General features: G+C 66.0%; 18 protein-coding genes. 4 read left to right on the forward strand and 14 right to left on the reverse strand.

What is annotated here, in order from left to right:
• The 8 genes from A5691_RS23400 to A5691_RS23435 are packed head-to-tail and all read right to left on the reverse strand — an operon-like array spanning position 1 to position 6,734.
• Positions 1-627, reverse strand: coding sequence for a TetR/AcrR family transcriptional regulator (locus A5691_RS23400; RefSeq protein WP_067747635.1), 627 nt, complete (start codon positions 625-627; stop codon positions 1-3).
• A gap of 21 nt (positions 628-648) precedes the next feature.
• Positions 649-1,818 carry a lipid-transfer protein gene (locus A5691_RS23405; RefSeq protein ID WP_067747638.1) on the reverse strand — a complete coding sequence of 390 codons (1,170 nt, stop codon included), beginning with the start codon at positions 1,816-1,818 and terminating at the stop codon, positions 649-651.
• Positions 1,815-2,267, reverse strand: a complete 453-nt coding sequence (locus tag A5691_RS23410) for a MaoC family dehydratase (protein ID WP_067747641.1) — start codon at positions 2,265-2,267, stop codon at positions 1,815-1,817. Before A5691_RS23410 ends, A5691_RS23405 begins: the two co-directional genes overlap by 4 nt.
• The gene (locus A5691_RS23415) at positions 2,264-3,373 is read right to left on the reverse strand and encodes an acyl-CoA dehydrogenase family protein (RefSeq protein WP_068014883.1); all 1,110 of its coding nucleotides are present in this window, start codon (positions 3,371-3,373) and stop codon (positions 2,264-2,266) included. The genes A5691_RS23410 and A5691_RS23415 overlap by 4 nt, the downstream gene beginning before the upstream one ends.
• Before the next feature lie 20 nt (positions 3,374-3,393).
• Positions 3,394-3,807: a Zn-ribbon domain-containing OB-fold protein gene (locus A5691_RS23420; protein ID WP_068014886.1), complete on the reverse strand. Its 414-nt coding sequence runs from the start codon at positions 3,805-3,807 to the stop codon at positions 3,394-3,396.
• On the reverse strand, positions 3,807-4,355 hold the full coding sequence (locus A5691_RS23425; RefSeq protein WP_067747646.1) for a MaoC family dehydratase N-terminal domain-containing protein: 549 nt from the start codon (positions 4,353-4,355) through the stop codon (positions 3,807-3,809). The genes A5691_RS23420 and A5691_RS23425 overlap by 1 nt, the downstream gene beginning before the upstream one ends.
• A gap of 16 nt (positions 4,356-4,371) precedes the next feature.
• Positions 4,372-5,559 carry an acyl-CoA dehydrogenase family protein gene (locus A5691_RS23430; RefSeq protein ID WP_068014891.1) on the reverse strand — a complete coding sequence of 396 codons (1,188 nt, stop codon included), beginning with the start codon at positions 5,557-5,559 and terminating at the stop codon, positions 4,372-4,374.
• Positions 5,559-6,734, reverse strand: coding sequence for a cytochrome P450 (locus A5691_RS23435; protein ID WP_067747650.1), 1,176 nt, complete (start codon positions 6,732-6,734; stop codon positions 5,559-5,561). Before A5691_RS23435 ends, A5691_RS23430 begins: the two co-directional genes overlap by 1 nt.
• A 260-nt stretch (positions 6,735-6,994) precedes the next feature.
• Here A5691_RS23435 and A5691_RS23440 point away from each other — a divergent pair, with 260 nt between their 5' ends.
• Together A5691_RS23440 and A5691_RS23445 are read left to right on the forward strand one after the other, a co-directional pair.
• Entirely contained in the window at positions 6,995-8,455 is a 1,461-nt protein-coding gene (locus tag A5691_RS23440; protein WP_068014909.1) for an aldehyde dehydrogenase family protein, read from the forward strand.
• On the forward strand, positions 8,452-10,848 hold the full coding sequence (locus tag A5691_RS23445) for a CaiB/BaiF CoA-transferase family protein (RefSeq protein ID WP_068014895.1): 2,397 nt from the start codon (positions 8,452-8,454) through the stop codon (positions 10,846-10,848). Before A5691_RS23440 ends, A5691_RS23445 begins: the two co-directional genes overlap by 4 nt.
• Before the next feature lie 43 nt (positions 10,849-10,891).
• Here A5691_RS23445 and A5691_RS23450 read toward each other — a convergent pair whose 3' ends face one another.
• From A5691_RS23450 to A5691_RS23460, 3 genes are all read right to left on the reverse strand, one after another.
• Positions 10,892-11,368, reverse strand: a complete 477-nt coding sequence (locus tag A5691_RS23450) for a MaoC family dehydratase (RefSeq protein ID WP_068014898.1) — start codon at positions 11,366-11,368, stop codon at positions 10,892-10,894.
• Positions 11,365-12,558, reverse strand: coding sequence for an amidohydrolase family protein (locus tag A5691_RS23455; protein WP_068014900.1), 1,194 nt, complete (start codon positions 12,556-12,558; stop codon positions 11,365-11,367). The genes A5691_RS23450 and A5691_RS23455 overlap by 4 nt, the downstream gene beginning before the upstream one ends.
• Before the next feature lie 103 nt (positions 12,559-12,661).
• The gene (locus tag A5691_RS23460; RefSeq protein WP_067761259.1) at positions 12,662-13,291 is read right to left on the reverse strand and encodes a cysteine hydrolase; all 630 of its coding nucleotides are present in this window, start codon (positions 13,289-13,291) and stop codon (positions 12,662-12,664) included.
• 49 nt (positions 13,292-13,340) lie between these two features.
• Between A5691_RS23460 and A5691_RS23465 the strand changes: the two genes are divergently transcribed.
• A complete protein-coding gene (locus A5691_RS23465) occupies positions 13,341-13,778 on the forward strand; it encodes a nuclear transport factor 2 family protein (protein ID WP_082950465.1) in 438 nt (145 codons plus the stop codon).
• A 7-nt stretch (positions 13,779-13,785) separates the two neighbouring features.
• Here the strand turns inward: A5691_RS23465 and A5691_RS23470 are convergent, their stop codons facing one another.
• On the reverse strand, positions 13,786-14,688 hold the full coding sequence (locus A5691_RS23470) for a TIGR03619 family F420-dependent LLM class oxidoreductase (RefSeq protein ID WP_067761262.1): 903 nt from the start codon (positions 14,686-14,688) through the stop codon (positions 13,786-13,788).
• On the reverse strand, positions 14,685-15,800 hold the full coding sequence (locus A5691_RS23475; protein WP_068014903.1) for an acyl-CoA dehydrogenase family protein: 1,116 nt from the start codon (positions 15,798-15,800) through the stop codon (positions 14,685-14,687). Before A5691_RS23475 ends, A5691_RS23470 begins: the two co-directional genes overlap by 4 nt.
• Before the next feature lie 246 nt (positions 15,801-16,046).
• Here A5691_RS23475 and A5691_RS23480 point away from each other — a divergent pair, with 246 nt between their 5' ends.
• Positions 16,047-17,243, forward strand: a complete 1,197-nt coding sequence (locus tag A5691_RS23480) for an amidohydrolase family protein (RefSeq protein WP_067761268.1) — start codon at positions 16,047-16,049, stop codon at positions 17,241-17,243.
• Here A5691_RS23480 and A5691_RS28180 read toward each other — a convergent pair.
• Entirely contained in the window at positions 17,203-17,652 is a 450-nt protein-coding gene (locus tag A5691_RS28180) for a hypothetical protein (protein ID WP_369827025.1), read from the reverse strand. The two genes, A5691_RS23480 and A5691_RS28180, sit on opposite strands and share 41 nt — an antisense overlap.
• Positions 17,653-17,669: the final 17 nt, after the last annotated feature.

Raw genomic sequence — 17,669 nt, forward strand, 5'->3', positions numbered from 1 at the left:
TCAGCTTGGCGGTCTCGGGAGCCACGCGCTGCTTCGTTTGCCTCGCTCATGGCTGAATCCCCGCACGACATACGCTCGGACGAAGTCGGCCACCGCGTCGTCATCCACGTCGAGATAGGGTGACGGGGTTGTGAACAAAGACAGCAGGATTCGTGCAAACCACTCCGACGCCGATCGAACGTCGAGGTCGTTGCGCACCTCACCGGTCAGCCTCGCCGCGGAGATGTATGGCGCGAGAAATTCACCGCATTCCCGCACTAGGGTCGACGCGTTCTTGGTCAACATCAAGTTGACCTGTTCTTCGTCGAAATATGACTCGTGCTCCACCACCCGGCGGGCTTGGGTAACGAAAACCGCTGCGCGGACCAGCTTTTCCTCCAGGGTGCTGCCGCCGTCGCGGTCAATCGCCTTTGCCAGCTTGCGATAGAAGCTTTGTGACGCCTCCTCCGCGCAAGCCTCGACAATCGTCTCCTTGTCCCGGAAGTATTCGTAGAACGTGCTTCTGGACACGTCGGCGGCGCGTGCGATGTCGACGATCGTCGTCTTGCGCAAGCCGCGCGTTCGGAAGCAGGCGAACGCGGCCGAAATGAGCGCCGCTCGGGTGTCGACCGCGGTAGCCTGCGTCATCGGCTTTCCTCGCCTGCGTGCTCAGTGATCGGGGGCGAGAATCAAGCCACTGGTGGGAACGCCGGTGCCCGACGTGACCAGCACGTGTTCGACGTTGTCCACCTGATTGTGCGACGTGCCGCGCACCTGACGGACGCCCTCGGTGATGCCGTTCATGCCGTGGATGTATGCCTCGCCCAGCAGGCCGCCGTTGGTGTTGATCGGCATGCGGCCGCCGAGTGACAGCTCGTCGACCGAGACGAAGTCCTTGGCCTCGCCGCGGCCGCAGAAGCCGAGTTCCTCGAGTTGGGTGAAGACGAAGGGCGTGAAGTGGTCGTAGAGGAACGCCGTCGAAATATCTTGTGGTTTAAGGCCGGAATCCCGCCACAGTTTGTCGCCGACGACGCCCATCTCCGGCAGCCCGGTGATGTCCTCGCGGTAGTAACTCGTCATCACCTCGCCGTCATGGGCGGCGCCCTGGGCGGCGGCCGTGATGACGGCGGGCGGCTTGGCCAAGTCTCGTGCCCTCTCGACGCTGGTCACCACCATGGCAACGCCGCCGTCGCTTTCCTGACAGCAGTCGAGCAGTCGCAACACCGGCTCGATGATCCATCGTGATTGCTGGTGTTGCTCGAGGGTGATCGGCTTCCCGTAGAACCACGCATCGGGATTCCTCGCGGCGTGCTTGCGGTCGATGACGGAGATCTTGCCGAAGTCCGCGTTGGTGACGCCGTACGTCGTCATGTAACGGTGGGCGTGCAAGGCCACCCAGGCGGCCGGCGTCATGAAGCCGAACGGCGCGTAGGGCGCCATCCACAGCGGTGTCACGCCCGGCTGGCGGCCGGCGCCGCCGAAGCGGAAGCCGGAGCGCTCGTTGAAGGCTCGGTAGCACACCACCGCTTTTGCCGCTCCGGTCGCGACCGCCATGGCGGCCTGCATGACGGTGCCGGCCGCCGCGCCACCGCCGTGCGGAACCCGGGTGAAGAACGTCAGTTCCCGGATGCCGACGTTGCGGGCGACCTCGATCTCCTCGTTGTCGTCCACGCTGAAGGTGACCATGCCGTCGATGTCCGCGGGCGTCAGCCCGGCGTCGCGGATCGCGGCGAGCACCGCCTCGCACGCCAGTTGCATCTCGGTGCGGCCCGATTCCTTGGAAAACTCGGTCTGTCCGATACCGGCCAGCGCGGCTTTACCGCCGATACCGTCGCTCATAAGTCCACACCGTGGAGCAGGCTGAGCACCGCGGTCCCGGAGACGTGGTCACCGAGGCTGTTGGTGCCTTTGAAGGTGACCTCGACAAGTCCTTCGCGGTCGGTCTGGGACTTGTCCGTGACCGAACCAGTGAACCGGAGCGGATCATTCGGGTATGCGGGTACGCCGAGGCGGATGGACAGTTTCCTGATCATCGCCTCCGGGCCCGCCCAGTCGTGCAGGAATTTCACGCAGAGACCATTGGTCGTGAGGATGTTCAAGAAGATGTCTTTCGATCCTTGGGAGTTCGCGAAATCGCGGTCGTGGTGAACCGGCATGTAATCACGGGATGCGATGGCCCCGGCGACGATCAGCGTGGTGGTCACCGGAACATCCAGCGGGGCGACTTCGTCACCCACATTGATCGAGTCCCACGCCAGCGTGGTGGTGCGATCGGCGGTGGAGGTCATCTGCTTCCTTCCGGGTAGGTCGCGCCCAGGCGGGCGAGCTGGAGGGGGGCCGCGCCCAGGGAGAGCTCGATCTGCTTGCCCCACAGAAAATATCGGTGGAGCGGGTAAGTGACGTCGATGCCAATGCCGCCGTGGACCTGCTGGGCCGACGCCACGACCCGCGCTCCGGCTTCAGCCGCCCAGAACTTGGCGATGGCGGCCTCGCGCGTCGCGGGCCGACCCTCGGCGATCAGCCACGCGGCGTGCCAGGTGGTCCACCGGATCGCCTCGACGTCGATGAATGCATCGGCCAGCCGTTGCTGCACGGCCTGGAACGAGCCGATGGGTCTGCCGAACTGCTCGCGTTCGCCGGTGTAGGAAGCGGCGATCTTCAACGCGCGTTCGGCGACGCCGAGTTGCATCGCGCACAAACCGACCAGTGCCCTGGTGTACAGCGAGCCGACCGCGTCCGCGGCGCCACCCCCGTTGAGTCGATGCCCCACGACGCCAGTCAGTTCGACATCCGCGTAGGGCTCACCGTTGGTGGTCGCCACCGGCGACACGGTGACGCCGTCGGCCGCCGCATCGACGACGAACAAGGCCGGGCCGTCGTCGGCTTGAGCCGAAACCACGACGGCTTCGGCAAGCTGCGCCGCCGGTACGAGCTCCTTGCTGCCGTCGAGGGTCCAGGCGTCGCCGTCGGCGCGCGCGGTTGTGCGTGGCGCGGTCGGGTCGGAGTTGCCCTGTTCGGCGAGCGCGGCTGTGAGGATCGTGCTGCCGTCCACCACTCCCGGGAGGTATCGCTCGTGGATAGCCGAGTCACCGTGTCGCGCAATGGTATCCGCGCCGAGCAGGAGGGTCGCGTAGACGGGCGCGGGCGCAACGCTCCAGCCGACCTCGGCGAGTAGCACGCCGAGCTCGAGGAAGCCGCGTCCGCTGCCGCCGACGGACTCGGGCAGCGCGATGCCCAGCAGGTCCGACGAAGCGAGTTCGCGCCACAGCGCTTCGTCGTGGCGAACCTCGCCGGATTCCAGGTCGGTCAGAGCGTCGGGGGTGGCGCGGTGCTCGAAGAGTTGACGGGCCACCTTGCCGACCGTCTCTTGTTCTTCGGTGAAGGTAAAGTCCATGCTCGCTTGATGCCTCGTTGTCAGCGCGCGGGCCGGAACTGGTGCAGCACCAGCTCTTCCCCGCTCGGGATGGCTTCGAAATTCTCGTAGAAAACCTCGACGGGCAACCCGACCTCGATGGCGCCGGGCTCGATTCCGCACAGGTTCGACACGATGCGAACTCCTTCGTCGAGCTCGATCAGGGCGACCACGTAGGGATATTGGAGGAACGGCAGCGGAGGATATTGCGGCATGACAAAGCTGTAAACCGTTCCGCGGCCGGTCGATTCGACGGAATCCCAGTTGAGGGACTGGCAGTTCCCGCACATCGGGCGCGGGGGCACCCGCAGGGTCTTGCAGTCCGTGCACCGCTGGATCAGCAGCTTGTGGTCCCGAAGGCCCGACCAGAAGAATTCGGTGTCCGGACTGATCGACGGAGCGAGTCTGGTGGCCATCAGTTTCCCGTCTTGAACCGCAGGGTGCGGAACCGCTGGCGGCCGATCACCTCGCCGTTCTGGTCGCGATAGGTGGTGATCCAGGTGACGAAGTAGCCGTGGCCCATCGCCGTCTTCTTCTCGTCGGAGATCGTCTCGAAAACCGTTTCGGCGGTGATCTCGTCGCCCACCCGTGGGTAACGCTCGAGCTCGAACTCGGAGTTGGTGGCGACCGTGCCGGTGTAGCCCGCATCGGTCAGGAACTGCAGCGGATTCTCCTTGAGCTCGACGGGGACTCCGCCACGCTCGTGAATGCCTGCGAGCTTGGGTGGCGCCATGGTCCACGACTGCAGCATCACCGGAGGCGAGACGAGGCCACCGTAGCGAGAGGAGGAGGCAAACTCCGGATCCAGATAGGCGGGGTTCATATCGTCGAGCGCGTACGCCCAATGCCGAATCATTGCCGCATTCACGGGATCCGGCGCCTTGACCGGCTGTCCGGAACTGATGGGTCTACCGATGAGCGCGTCGAGGCGCTCGCGCAGCGGGTCCTTCGTTGTTTCGGTCACGGCTCGTACCTTCCTCTTAGGATGCGCCGGCCCGCATGTCGCGCGGCGCGCGCGGCATCCCCAGGCCTGCCATGGCGATGATGTCGCGTTGAAGCTCGTTGGCCCCGCCGCCGAATGTGTTGATGACCGCCATGCGATATGCGCTCTCCAATTCGCCCTTGAGTGGAGCCGCCGCGTCCTTGCGCGTACCGGCCTGGCCGACAACCTCGAGCAGTTCGCGGGCAACCTGCTGCGTGAGCTCCGTGCCGAACACCTTTGCCGCGGAAGCCTCGCCCATGCCGAGTGCGCCGGCGCTCATCGTCGAGTTCACGCGCAAATTGAGCAGTCGGTAGGCCGCGACCTGCGCTTCCACGCGGGCCAGCGCCTGCTGCGCCCAGGGCTTGTCGATGACCATGCCGTCGTCCAGCGGCGTCGTCGACGCCCATTTGAGCGTCTTGTTGAACAGCGGTTCCAGGGCGCCGAGGTTGCCGAGCGCGGCGCGTTCCAGATTCAGCTGGTTCGTCACCAACGTCCAGCCCTGGTTCTCGCCGAGCACGATGGCGCTCTCGGGTACCCGGACGTCATCGTAGAAGGTGTAATACGTCGACACACCCGGCATGGTGTGTAAAGGCTTCCAGGAGAACCCCGGCGAGTCGGTCGGCACGATGAAAAGGGTTATCCCCTTGTGCTTCTTCGCGTTCGGGTCGGTACGGGCGGCCAGCCAGATGTAGTCGGCGAACTCGGCCCCGCTGGTGAACATTTTCGAGCCGTTGATGACGAACTCGTCGCCGTCGCGCACCGCCGTGGTGCGCAGCGACGCGAGATCGCTGCCGGCCCCGGGCTCCGAGTAGCCGATCGCAAATTCGACGGTGCCCTTGAGGATGGCGGGCAGAAACTTGGCTTTCTGCTCCTCGGTGCCGTACTGAATCAGCGTGGGCCCCACGGTGTTGAGCGTGATCATCGGCAGCGGGGCGTTGACCCTGCGGGCCTCTTCCGAGAAGATGTACTGCTCCAGCGCGGTCAGGCCGCCGCCCCCGAATTCAACCGGCCAGGCGACGCCGAGCAGACCGGCCTCGCCGAGCGCGCGCCTGCATTCGGCGATCGCGGCGCCTCCCTCCGTCAGGTTGGCGACGGCGGCTCTGCGCTCCGGCGTCATCACCGCTTCGAGGCGGGTCCGGTAGTCCTTCCGAAGCTGTTCCTGTTCGGGTGTGTAGTCGAAGTCCATCAGCCGCTCGTTCCCAGTCGTACCGGCATGCTCTTCACGCCTGGCGTCATGGTGGCGCGCAGTCGCGTCACGTCGCCGGTGAGTTCGATCGACGGATACGTTCCCAAGAGCACCTCGAAGAACACTCGAGCCTCCAGCCGGGCCAGCTGGGCACCAAGGCAGGCGTGCTCACCCGCACCGAATGCGATGTGGGGGTTCGGGTTACGCGTGATGTCGAAGTCTTCGCTGGTAGGGCCGAAGATTTCTTCGTCGCGGTTGGCGGCGCCGTAGAGCATGACCACCGTGTCGCCCGCCTTGATCTGCTGGCCGCGGATCTCGACGTCCTCGGTGGCGCAGCGGGCCATGTGGGTGACCGGGCTGGTGAATCGCAGCATCTCCTCGACCGCGCAGGGCAACAATTCCGCCGGGTTCGACCGCAGTAGCGCGAACTGATCGGGATGGTCGATCAACGCCAGCGTGCCCAACGCGATCAGATTGCGGGTGGTTTCGTTGCCGGCGACCAACAACAGGAACGAAAAATTCAGCAGGTCCGCGTCGCTGAGCTGCTCACCGTCGACCTCGGCCGCCGCCAAAATGCTCAGCAGATCGTTTTGCCCGCTGACCTCACCGGATCGGCGAGCCGCGATGAGCTTGGTGAAATATTCGTAGAGCTCACCGAGCGCGACGAGGTGATCCATCTCGATGTCCGGATCGGCGGTGCCCACCGCCGCGTCGGACCACGTCCGAAACTTTTCCCAGTCCTCGGTCGGGGCCCCCAGCATCTCCGCGATCAACCGCGTCGGCAGGGGTGACGCGATGTCCTCGGCGAACTGCTGGGTCTTTGCCGGGTCGATGTTGTCCACTATGCCGCGCACGATCTCGCGCACCTTGGGTTCGAGCAGCTGCACCTGGCGGCGGGTGAAGCCGGAGTTGATGAGCTTGCGAAGCTGCCGGTGGCGTGGGGGATCGGTGAAGATCAGGTTGCCCTCCTGAACGGGTTCGGGTTGGGCGGGATCCGGTATCGAGATGCCCTTCGTCGATGAGAAGGTCAGTGGGTGGCCGGAGACATAACGAATGTCCTCGTACTTCAACAGCGCCCAGAACTTGGTGACGTCATTCCACACGACGGGCGTGGTGTTGCGAAGCTCTCGGTAGACCGGGTACGGATCGCCGGCGTAGAAGTCGGGTGAATGCAATGGGACAGTAGTTGTGGGCACCGCATGCCTTCCTCGACACCGAGCTTGCTTCGGACAGATTTGAGAAGAATGTCCGTTTCCATGGTGTCTACAGTAGGCCCGGGCCATCTGTCAATCACGGCGTATATGACCGGAAATTCCGTTAATTGCCGGTCAGGGCGCTGCAGCGGGTTGTGTACACACTGCCAAAGTATGTATGTTCTCGTAAGGCGCCGCCCGCATCGCGCCGCGAGCAAGCAGTCAGGGAAGGCAGGCGGATGATGGCTGGGTCTCGTTCCCTCCTCGAGGCTGAGGGGCACTACATCGACGGGCGGTGGACCGACCCGGACAGCGGGCGCTACGACGTCACGAACCCCGCGACCGAAGCGGTGATCGGAACGGCGCCCGACGCCAGCGTTGACCAAGTTGCGCAGGCGATCGGCGCCGCGAGAACGGCCTTCGATACGGGTCCGTGGCCGGCGGCCGAGCCCGCCGAGCGTGCGCGGTGCCTGCAACAGCTCAGCGACGCGTTGCTGGCCAGGGGAGAGGAGATCTACGACCTCGCGCAGGCCGAGTGGGGCTGTACCGCAAACGAGCGGCTGATTCACGTCGACGGACCGGTCTTCATGATGGGACACGCGGCCGAACTGGCAGTCGAACCCGCCGAGGCGCCCTTGGACGCGTGGGGTGCCGCGGGCACCACGCTGTTGCGCTACGAACCGCTCGGTGTGGTGGCGGCGATGACGCCGTGGAACTTCCCGCACACCCTCAATGTCATGAAATTGGGAGCGGCGCTCGCGGCCGGAAATACGCTCGTGCTCAAACCGTCCCCGCTGACGCCCCTTGCCGGGCTCGCCCTCGCCCGGGTCGTCCACGAGGACACCGACATCCCCCCGGGTGTGGTCAATGTGGTCACCCCGAACAGCCTCGAGGCCAGCAGAAGCCTGACCTTGGACCCCAGGGTCGACATGGTCAGTTTCACCGGCAGCTCGGTCGTGGGCCGCGACGTGATGGCGGGCGCGGCGACGACCATGAAACGAGTTCTGCTGGAATGCGGCGGAAAGTCGGCGACGATCCTGCTTCCCGACGTGGACGTCACCGACGAATTGATGGAGCGCCTGCTGTTCGAGGGCTGCACGATGCACGCCGGGCAGGCCTGCATCCTCAACAGCAGGCTGCTGCTGCCGGACGCGATCCACGACGACGTGGTGGACCGGCTCGCCGCGCTGGCCCGCGCGGTCGTGATCGGCGATCCCGTCGATCCGGCGGTCACCATGGGACCGCTGATAAGCCGCGAGCACCTCGACCGCGTCGAGGGCTTCGTCAAACGCGCTGAGGCCGACGGTGCAACCGTGGTGGCCGGGGGAGCCCGTCCGAAAGACCTGAACAAGGGCTTCTATTTCGAGCCGACGATACTCACCGATGCGTCGGCCGAGTCCTACATCGCGCAGGAGGAGGTGTTCGGACCCGTCCTGACGGTGTTGCGGTACCGCGACGACCACGACGCGGTGGCGATCGCCAACAACTCGGCCTACGGGCTAGGTGGCGCGGTTTGGGGACGTGACGTCGACCGTGCCGTGGGCATCGCCCGCCGGATCCGGACCGGGCAGGTGTCGATCAACGGCACCATCCCCGGGGACGCACCGTTCGGCGGCTTCAAGCAGAGCGGGATCGGCCGGGAGGGCGGTGTGATGGGACTGCGGGCCTACATGGAGCCGAAGGCCATCGGGATACCGGCGTGAACCGGCCGCTGACGGGGTTGCGTGTCGTCGAGCTGGCCTCCGAGATCGCGGGGCCGTATTGCACAAAACTGCTCGTCGACCTGGGCGCCGACGTATTCAAGATCGAGCCGCCGGCGGGTGACCCGTTGCGCCGGTGGGGTCCGTTCCCCGCGAACGTTCCGGATCCCGAGCGATGCGGGCTGTTCGGGTATCTCAATGCGGGAAAACGCGGAACGACAGTCGATTTCGGTCAGGAGGATGGCCTCGCCGCCGTCCACGAGTTGACCGCGACGGCGGATGTGCTCGTCGAGGACCTGCCGGCGGGCTCGGCTGCCCGCCTGGAGTGGGGACTGGACCTGGAGGCTCTTGGCCGGATCAACCCCGGCCTCATAGTCGTCCGGATCTCGAGCTTCGGCCAGGAGGGACCGCTTCGCGACCGGGTGACGACTCCGTTGACCTTGCAGGCGGCCGCGGGGTGGGTGAACATGCGCGATCCCGGTCGGGCTCCGGTGCAGGCGGGCGCCCGGATTCCGGAGTACATCGCGGGCTCGTATGCGGCCCTCGGGACGCTGACTGCACTGCGAATCGCCGCGGGCGGAACGAACAGGCCCGTCGAGGTTGACGTCTCGATGTTCGAGTCGTTGCTGTCGACGCTGCCGTATCCGATGCTGATGGCGGCTCGCCTGAAAAGCCTTGGTCTGCCGACGAATTCCAAAGCCGCACCGATGCTGGGGATCGTTCGGGCCGCCGATGGCTGGATCGGCATCAACTGCCTGACCGGCCAGCACTGGCTGGACGTGTGCGCCATGGTCGGGTTGCCCGAATTCGGCGAGCATCAGCTCGCGGTCATGCTGGGCGGGCCAGAGCGCGGCGAGTTCTTTGCCAAGGCACAGCCCTTCCTCGATTCGATGACCGTCTCCGATCTGGTCGAGCTGAGTCAGGCCATGCGGATACCCGCCGCGCCGGTCACCGACGGCGACACCATTCTCGCCTGTCCGCAGTACGCCGAGCGAGGGTTCTTCGTCAAGGCCCCGACCGAATCCGGCGGATTCACCAGACCTGGTGCGCCGTTTCGGTTTTCGAAGACGCCGGTGCCGCCATCGCCGCCTGCTCCCGCCCTCCGAAGCGCCACGCAGGCCGCTTGGGGCGAGCGGGAAGCACCCCGGTGGGAGGACGGCGTCCGCAATGTCGCCCTGCCGTTCGACGGTTTGAAGGTCTTCGACCTGAGCACCTTCTGGGCGGGCGCCTACCTGACGTGCTACCTCGGCGCGTTCGGGGCGGACGTGGTCAAGGTCGAATCCATCCAACGCCCCGACGGCCACCGCTACTCCGGCTCGTTACTCCGCGAAGGGGAAGACTGGTACGAACGGGGGCCACTTTGGCAGGGAACGAACCTCAACAAGCGCGATATCACCCTGGACCTCAACTCCGCCGCCGGCCGCGAGTTGGCCCTGCGGCTGGCCGCCGAGGCCGACGTGGTGGTGGAGAACTTCTCGCCGCGCGTGGTCGAGCAATTCGGGCTCGACTATGAGTCCCTCGCGAAGATCAATCCCGGCGTGATCATGGTGCGAATGCCCGGATTCGGTCTGGAAGGGCCGTGGCGCGACTACGTGGGCTGGGCGCTGAACATCGAACAGGTGTCCGGGATGTCGGCGATGACCGGTTACCCGGATGGCCCGCCGTGCAACCTGCAGGGCCCCGCCGATCCCATCGCCGGCGTACATGCGGGTGTGGCATTGCTGGCCGCGCTCGAGCATCGGCGGTCGACCGGTGAGGGCCAGCTCATCGAGGTCGCGCAAATCGAGGTTGGCGCTGCGGTGACCGCCGAACCGGTGATCGAGTACTCACTGACGGGCACGGTGCGGCCGCGGGAGGGAAATCGGCACCGCGAATACGCCCAAGGCGTTTATCCGACGGCCCGCACCGACGAGTGGATCGCGATCTCCGTGCGCGACGACGCCGACTGGGTCGCGCTGCTGGCCGCCATCGATCGTGACGAGCTGCGCGACGACCCGAGATTCGCGACTGCGGAAGCTCGCCGGCAACACCACGACGAATTCGACGAGGTGCTCGCGAGTTGGACGAGCAGGCGACCCGCCGGTGAGCTGGTGGCAACGCTTGTCCGACAACGCGTCCCAGCCGAGCGTCTACTTGCAGCCGACGAGATGTATGACGTCGAACAGCTCGATGCGCGCGGTTTCTATCAAGATTTGGCCCACCCGATCACTGGCCGACAGAGGTTTCCGGGCTGGCCATTTCAGATCTCGCCGGGCCCCGCACACCACCACCGGACCGCCGCACCGACGCTGGGTCAGCACAACGCCGAGGTGCTTGGGGCGCTTGGACTGTCCGATGCGGACATCGACGCGTTGCAGGAGCAACGCGTCATCGGCCAACGCATTCTCAACGCGTAGCGATACCCGCCGCCGTCAGCCCCGGCGGGCGTGTGTCGTGTGGTCAGGCGTCGACCATCGCCGCGATCGTGTCGACGACGCACGCCGGTCGGTCGTTGCCCTCGACTTCGACCGTGACGCGCACCGTGGCCCGTCCCCCCTTGTCGTTGCGCTCCACCTTCAGCAGCTCGGCCCCCGCCCGGATGCGCGAGTCGACCGGCACCGGCGCGGGGAACCGAAGCTTGTCGGAGCCGTAGTTCACCTGCATCGCCAGCCCGGTCACCTTATAGATCTGTTGCACCAGGATGGGTACCAGCGACAAGGTCAGATAGCCGTGTGCGATGGTCCTGCCATACGGACCGCTGGCCGCCCTCTCCCGGTCGACGTGGATCCACTGATGGTCACCAGTTGCCTCGGCGAAGAGATCGATCTCCTTCTGCGTGACCCGATGCCAATCGCTGTACCCAAGGTGCTCGCCGACGTGAGCCTCGAAGTCCGCGATCCCCTCGTAAACCGTGGGGCCAGCGGGCGCCTGGGTCACGCCGCGACCTTGACCTTCAAGTGCTCGATCGCGTTGCCGCCCATGATCTTTGCCTTGGCCGAGTCCGGGATGCCGTCCAGCCGGTCGACGAAGCTCAGCGGGTCGCCGATACCCTCGGGGTGCGGGAAGTCGGAGCCGAACATGACGTGGTCCTCGCCCATGATGTCGACGATGCCCTTGACGTCGTCCTCGAGGAACGGGTGGATGTAGATGTTGCGCTTGAACACCTCGACCGGGTGCTCGTCGAACTCCTTCGGCATGATCTTGTACGCCGTGTTGAGCTGCTCGAGCAGGTTGCGCACCCAGCCGCTGCCGTTCTCCACGCAGAAGATCTTCAGATCCGGGAAGCGCGAGAGCGCGCCGTGGCAGATCATGGCGGCCAGGGTGTCCTCGATGGCCCGGTGCCCCATCACGACCTCGCGCAGGGCGCTCGGTGCGAAGGACAGGTACTCGTCGCCGCCCTCCCATTCCATGAGGTGTTTTTGGTAGCCGCTGTCCGAGGCGTGCATGGTGACCGGCATGCCGGCGTTGACGACCTCCTCCCAGAACGGGTCGAACTCGGGCAGCCCCATGGATCGCGAGCCGCCGAAGCGACTGGGCACCGGCGCGGGCCGAACCAGGAATGTCTTCATCCCGCGCTCCAAGCACCAGTGCAGTTCCCTGATGGCTTCGTCCACGATCGGCAGGCAGATGACGGGTGTGGCGAAGATCCGATCGTGGTAGTTGAACGTCCAATGCTCGTGCATCCACTCGTTGAGCGCGTGGATGATCGCGTGGGTGAGGACGACGTCGTCGGTGGTGCGCTCCTCGATGAGGCTGGCGAGGGTCGGGTACATCACACACTGGTCGAGGCCCAGTTCATCCATCAGCTCCAACCGCGGGGCGGGCGCCTGGTAGGCGGGGATGACATCCATTGCCTCGCCGATGAACTCGCGAAAGTTGAGGCCCTCGGGGTTGTTGCCGAGGAAGTAATCCTCGGCGCTGCCCGGCCTCGCAACCCGCGCGAACGTCGGGTTGGGGATCATGTGGCTGATGCGGTCCTTGACAACCAGTTTGGGCCTGCCGTTGACCTCGACGTAACCGACCTTCCCGCGGTGCTCCTTGGGCAGGTATTTCGTGAGCGCGTCCGTCGTCTCGTACATGTGGTTGTCGATGTCGAAAACCGGATACGGCAGTGATCGGGACGACATGTGACTCTTCCTCCTGAGCAGCGAATATGATCATTTACGCTATTTGAGAACGACGTTATCACCATCGCCCGGCAACATCCACATCTGGGGCGCCGGCGACAGGTCACACCGCTGCATTCCACACGTCGATGACCGCGCTCGACGGGGTCACGGTGGCGAGCAGGGACAGCGTGTTGTCGATGATCGAATCGGCATACTCGCGCGGGTACCCACTGACCGCGTCCCGCGGTAGGACGAACTGATAGCCACGGTTGACCGCATCCATGACGAAGTTGGTGATCGCGATATTCACCGACACACCAACTCCGACAATGGTTTTGATTCCCAGGTTGCGCAGCATCGAGTCCAGGTCGGTGCCGCACATCGGGCCGACACCGTGGGTGCGGGTGAGCACAAGGTCGGAGTCGCGTGGACCCAATTCCGGGAGCACCGAGGCGCCCGCGCTACCGGGCGTCAGGTCGACGCTGAAGGATTTCCCCGCCGCGAACAACCGGGCGTTCGTGTTCGAACCGCGACCGTCGGCGCGCCGCTGTATCAGGCAGTGCACGACCGTCACGCCGGCCGCCCTGGCCGCATCGAGCAGCCTGGCAATGTTGGGAATGGCTTCTCGCCGGGCCTCCTCGGCGAGCAGCGGAAGGCCGGCCTGCGGCCCGATCACCCCGCCCTGACACTCCTGGGTCACCAGCGCGGTTGTCACCGGATCGAGCAGGTCCTCAAGGCTTGGTTGCGGCATGAGAATAAACGTTATCGTGTGCTGGAACGGTCATTAACGAGGAGGTCAGGTGGAGGCGTGGGAGCTCGAGGTTCGGGAGTCGGTGCGACAGACGTTGGCCGACTGCACCGCGGCCACAGACCGATTCGATCTTCGCGCGCTGGCGGCATGCTTCGCCGACGAGGGCGTGCTGGAATTCACCGGGGGGGACGGGCCGCTGACGGGACCCTCGGCGATCGAGGCGGGCCTGGGCGCCGCTGTGACAAAGCCTGGGCAATCGGGGCGGCGGGCACCGACTCATGTCCGCCACCACGTCACCAGCATCAGGTTCGGGTCGGTGGCCCGCGACAGGGTCGAGGTCAGCAGTTATTTCGCCGTCCACACCGACATCGGGCTCGACCACTGGGGCCGCTACCGCGACGTACTGACACCCGTCGACGGTCGGTGGCTGTTCGCCCATCGCCGGATCAGCGTGGACGCATTCGCCGCCGGCAGCCTGATGGCGTGACGTCGCGTCACCCGGCGATGAACTCGTCGGCGAAGGCGCGGGCACGGTCGATGACTTCGGTCCGGTCGGCACCTGCCGGCGCGATGGTGAGCCAGGTGACCCCGGCGGACTCGAGCCGCGCGATCGTCGCGTGACGTTCGTCGGCCGACTTACCGTCGTCCAACAGGTTTCCCGCCGAGAAACAGATCTCCAGCGGGGCGGTGCGGCCGATCTCGGCCGCGTACTGCTTGGCCCAGTCGATGGCGAGCGCCAGGTCATCGATCGTCGAGATTTCCGCTGTGCGCGAGGCCGCCGCGTAGCCGAACGTATTGAACGGCGCCCACCCCTGAGCGCGTGACACCGCCCGGCGAACCGCCGCCTTGCTGTTGCCGCCGACCCAGACCGGGGGCGGACTCGCGGGCAGCGGCCGCAACCGGACGCCGCGGGCGGCGAACGACGTCCCCTCGTACGCGAGGTCGCCGCCGCCGAGCACCTTGTCCAGCACATCGAGGGCCTCATCGAGCAGGGCACCGCGGTTGTCGAAATCGACTCCCAGGGCCTTGAATTCGGGCTTCAGGTATCCCGCCGCGGTGCCCAGGATCAGCCGGCCCCCGGACAACACCGCGAGGCTTTGAATCGATTTGGCGCCGAGGAACGGGTTGCGGTAGGCGGCGATGTAGACGTTGGTCAGCAGCTTGACGTGGGTCGTTGCGGCGGCGGCGAAGGCCAACGCGACGAACGGATCGAGGGCGTGGTGCCCGCCGTGGTCGAGCCACTTGGAGTCCGGTGCGGGGTGGTCGGTGACATGGACCGCCGCGAATTTGCTCGCCTCGGCCGCTCGCGCGATGTCGGCAATGGCGTCGGCGGTGACGAACTCGTCCACCGCCTCGACTCGCTGGGTGGGCAGTTCGAGAGAGAAAGAAACGGTCACGTGGGTCCTTTCGTCGCGGAGACAAGTGTGGCCAGTCGTTGGGCGTGGTAGTCCGGGTCGCCGAAGATCAACTGGGTGGCCTTGGCGCGGCGGACGAAAAGGTGGGCGTCGTGTTCCCAGGTGAAGCCGATACCGCCGTGGATGCGCATGTTGTCGAGCGCGACGTGGAGGAAGGCCTCGGAACACACCATTTTCGCGACCGACGCGGTGGCCGGCAGGTCATCGGTGTGGGCCACTTCGGCCGCATGCGTCACGGCGGAAAGCGCACCCTCAACCTGAACCAACATGTCCGCGCACCGATGCTTGATCGCCTGGAAACTGCCGATGGGCCGACCGAACTGGATCCGTTGCTTGGCGTAGTCGACGGCCATGTCGAGGCAGCGCCGCGCGGCGCCCACCTGTTCGGCAGTCAGCGCCACGATGGCGAGGTCCGAAGTGTGTGCCAGGAAGTCGGCCGCGGCCCCCTCCGTGCCGATCAGCGCCGCCCGGACACCGCCGAACTCCAGCCGGGCGACTTTTCGGGTGCGGTCGAGTCCGGCCAGCGGGGTCCGCCGGACCCCCTCTGACCCGGCCCGAATCGCCAGCAACGAGATGCCGGCTTCGGTGTTGGCCGCGGCGAGGATGATGTCCGCGGTGTGACCGTCGATCACGAGCGGCGCCTCACCGTGGACCCGGTAGGCGCCGCCGCTGCGGTCGGCCCGCAACGTCACTGCACCGGGTTCCCAGGCGCCAAGGCGGCCGTTGAGGATCAGCGTTGCGGTGGCAGAGCCGTCAACGAAGCCGGGGATGAACTCTTCGGCCGCGGCATCATCGCCGCTGGCGAGAATGGCCTGGGTCGCCATGGCCACGGTGGCGAAGAAGGGGGAGCACAGCAACGCGCGCCCCATTTCCTCAAAGACCACCGCCAGTTCGGCCATGCCCGCACCCGCCCCGCCCCACCGCTCGGGAACCCCGATGCCGTGCAGCCCCAACTCGCCGGCCATCTGGCGCCACGATGCCTCGTCGTAGCCGGTTTCCGTCGCCATCAACTTGCGCACGGTCTCGCTGGGTGATGTGGCCGTCAGGTAGTCCCGAACGACCGCGCGGAGCTCGTCGAGCTCACCGGTCGGCACGCGCAGCCTCCCGGCTCGGCCGTGTCGCGGGATCGGCCATCCACAAGCCAATCGCTGCGGGCCCGATCCTCTTGTCTCCCAGCGGTTGTGAAGGTCTCATGTCTCCTCGGTGCGATTGCGGCCGAGCCGGCGCCGCCCGCTGCTCGAGCCCTTCGGGCATCCAGCCCGGGATGGCCATTGCCGCACCAGGATAGTATGTTTTCTGGAAATAGAGAATTTACATTCTCACTAAAGGAGACCGACGCGGTGACCACGAAACTCGATTACGGCATCTTCGACTGCGATACGCACTGCTACGAGACGCGGGATGCGTTCACCCGCTATCTGCCCGAAAAGTTCCGAGACCGGGCGATCACCACCGTACGCGGGGCCGACGGCGTCGAGGTGATCCTGGCCGGCCATCGCGTCGCGACCTTCAACAGCGAGGGCGGTTTGGGCCTGGATGTCGCCTACCGGCCAGGCTCGCTCAAGGAGATGCTCAGGCAAATGGGATCGGGCAACCCCGAGGAGTCTTACGAGCCGCAACCCATGCAACCGGAATTCGTCGAGCGTGCCGCCCGGCTGGCCGTCATGGCGGACCAGAACATCGAGCGGATGGTCATCTATCCCAGCGGTATGGCGCTGGCGGCGGAACACTACGTCGACGACACTGCGGCACTGTATGCGAATCTGCGCTCGTTCAACCGATGGTTCGACGAAGAGTGGGGCTTCAACTACGACGACAGGATCTATGCGACGGCGCTGATGTCGTTGCGCGACTTGGATTCCGCGATCGCGGAGACCGAGGCGATCATCGCGCAGGGAGCGAAGTTCGTGCTGCTGCCGACGGGGCCGGCCTACGGCCGGTCACCGGGCGACCCGTACTTCGATCCCATTTACGCGCGCCTGCAGGAGGCCGGCTGCGTCCTGGTGTTCCACATCATGCCGTTCTGGTACTTCAATGCGATTTCGCCCGCGTGGGGCCAGGACCCCGACCCGGCCTCCTGGCACATGTCCGCGTGGCAGTGGATGAACATCTACGGGCAGCGGCCGATCGAGGAGACGTTGTCAGCCCTCATCTTCGACAATCTCTTCGGCCGCTTTCCGGGTCTGAATGTCCTCGTCGCCGAGCACGGCGCGGAATGGGTGCCGTTCTTCGTCCGGCACATGGACAAGAGCCGCGGCATGGGCCGCAACGGACCATGGATCGGCGGGAAGCTCACGGAGCGACCGTCGGCGATCTTCCGCCGTCATGTTCGGGTCGTGCCGTACCCCGAGGACGACATCCCGGCGATCGTCGCGAGCCTGGGATACGACGACTGCCTGGTCATGGGCTCGGATTACCCGCACGCCGAAGGGCTGGCCGTGCCGGCCGAGTTCGCCAAGTTGCTCGACCCGCTCGACGACGCCACCAAGCGACGGATCATGCGCGACAACGCCGACCAGCTGCTCGCCCGCAGCTAACGGCGCGATGGCGGACGAGGACGTCGACCTCGACCTGTTGAGAGCGTCGGCGCGGGAGTTCCTGGCCGAACGCGGCGAGCGGGGATCGGTCAAGGACCTTGCCGAAATGGACTGGACCGGCCTGCTCGTGGATGAGGTGCTGGGGGGCACCGGGTGGCGTCCGGTCGAGGCCTGCGTCGTGGCGGATGATCCGTGCGGGCTCGCCGACGATCGCGACGCCGGCCGTCGCGGTCCCGGCGAGCAGGCCGGGCAGCAACTGTTGCCTGGGGTACCCGGGCGCGGAGGCGAGCGCCGCGGCACCGATCGTGGTTCCCAACCACGCCGACCCGTCCTGCGCTCGACCAAGCTCCTCCGCCACGACGCAGGCCTCGACCGGACGCCACCCGGTGCCCCCCAGCACCTCATCCACGAGCAGGCCTGTCCAGC

Source organism: Mycobacterium sp. E183, assembly GCF_001667735.1.
Taxonomy (GTDB): domain Bacteria; phylum Actinomycetota; class Actinomycetes; order Mycobacteriales; family Mycobacteriaceae; genus Mycobacterium.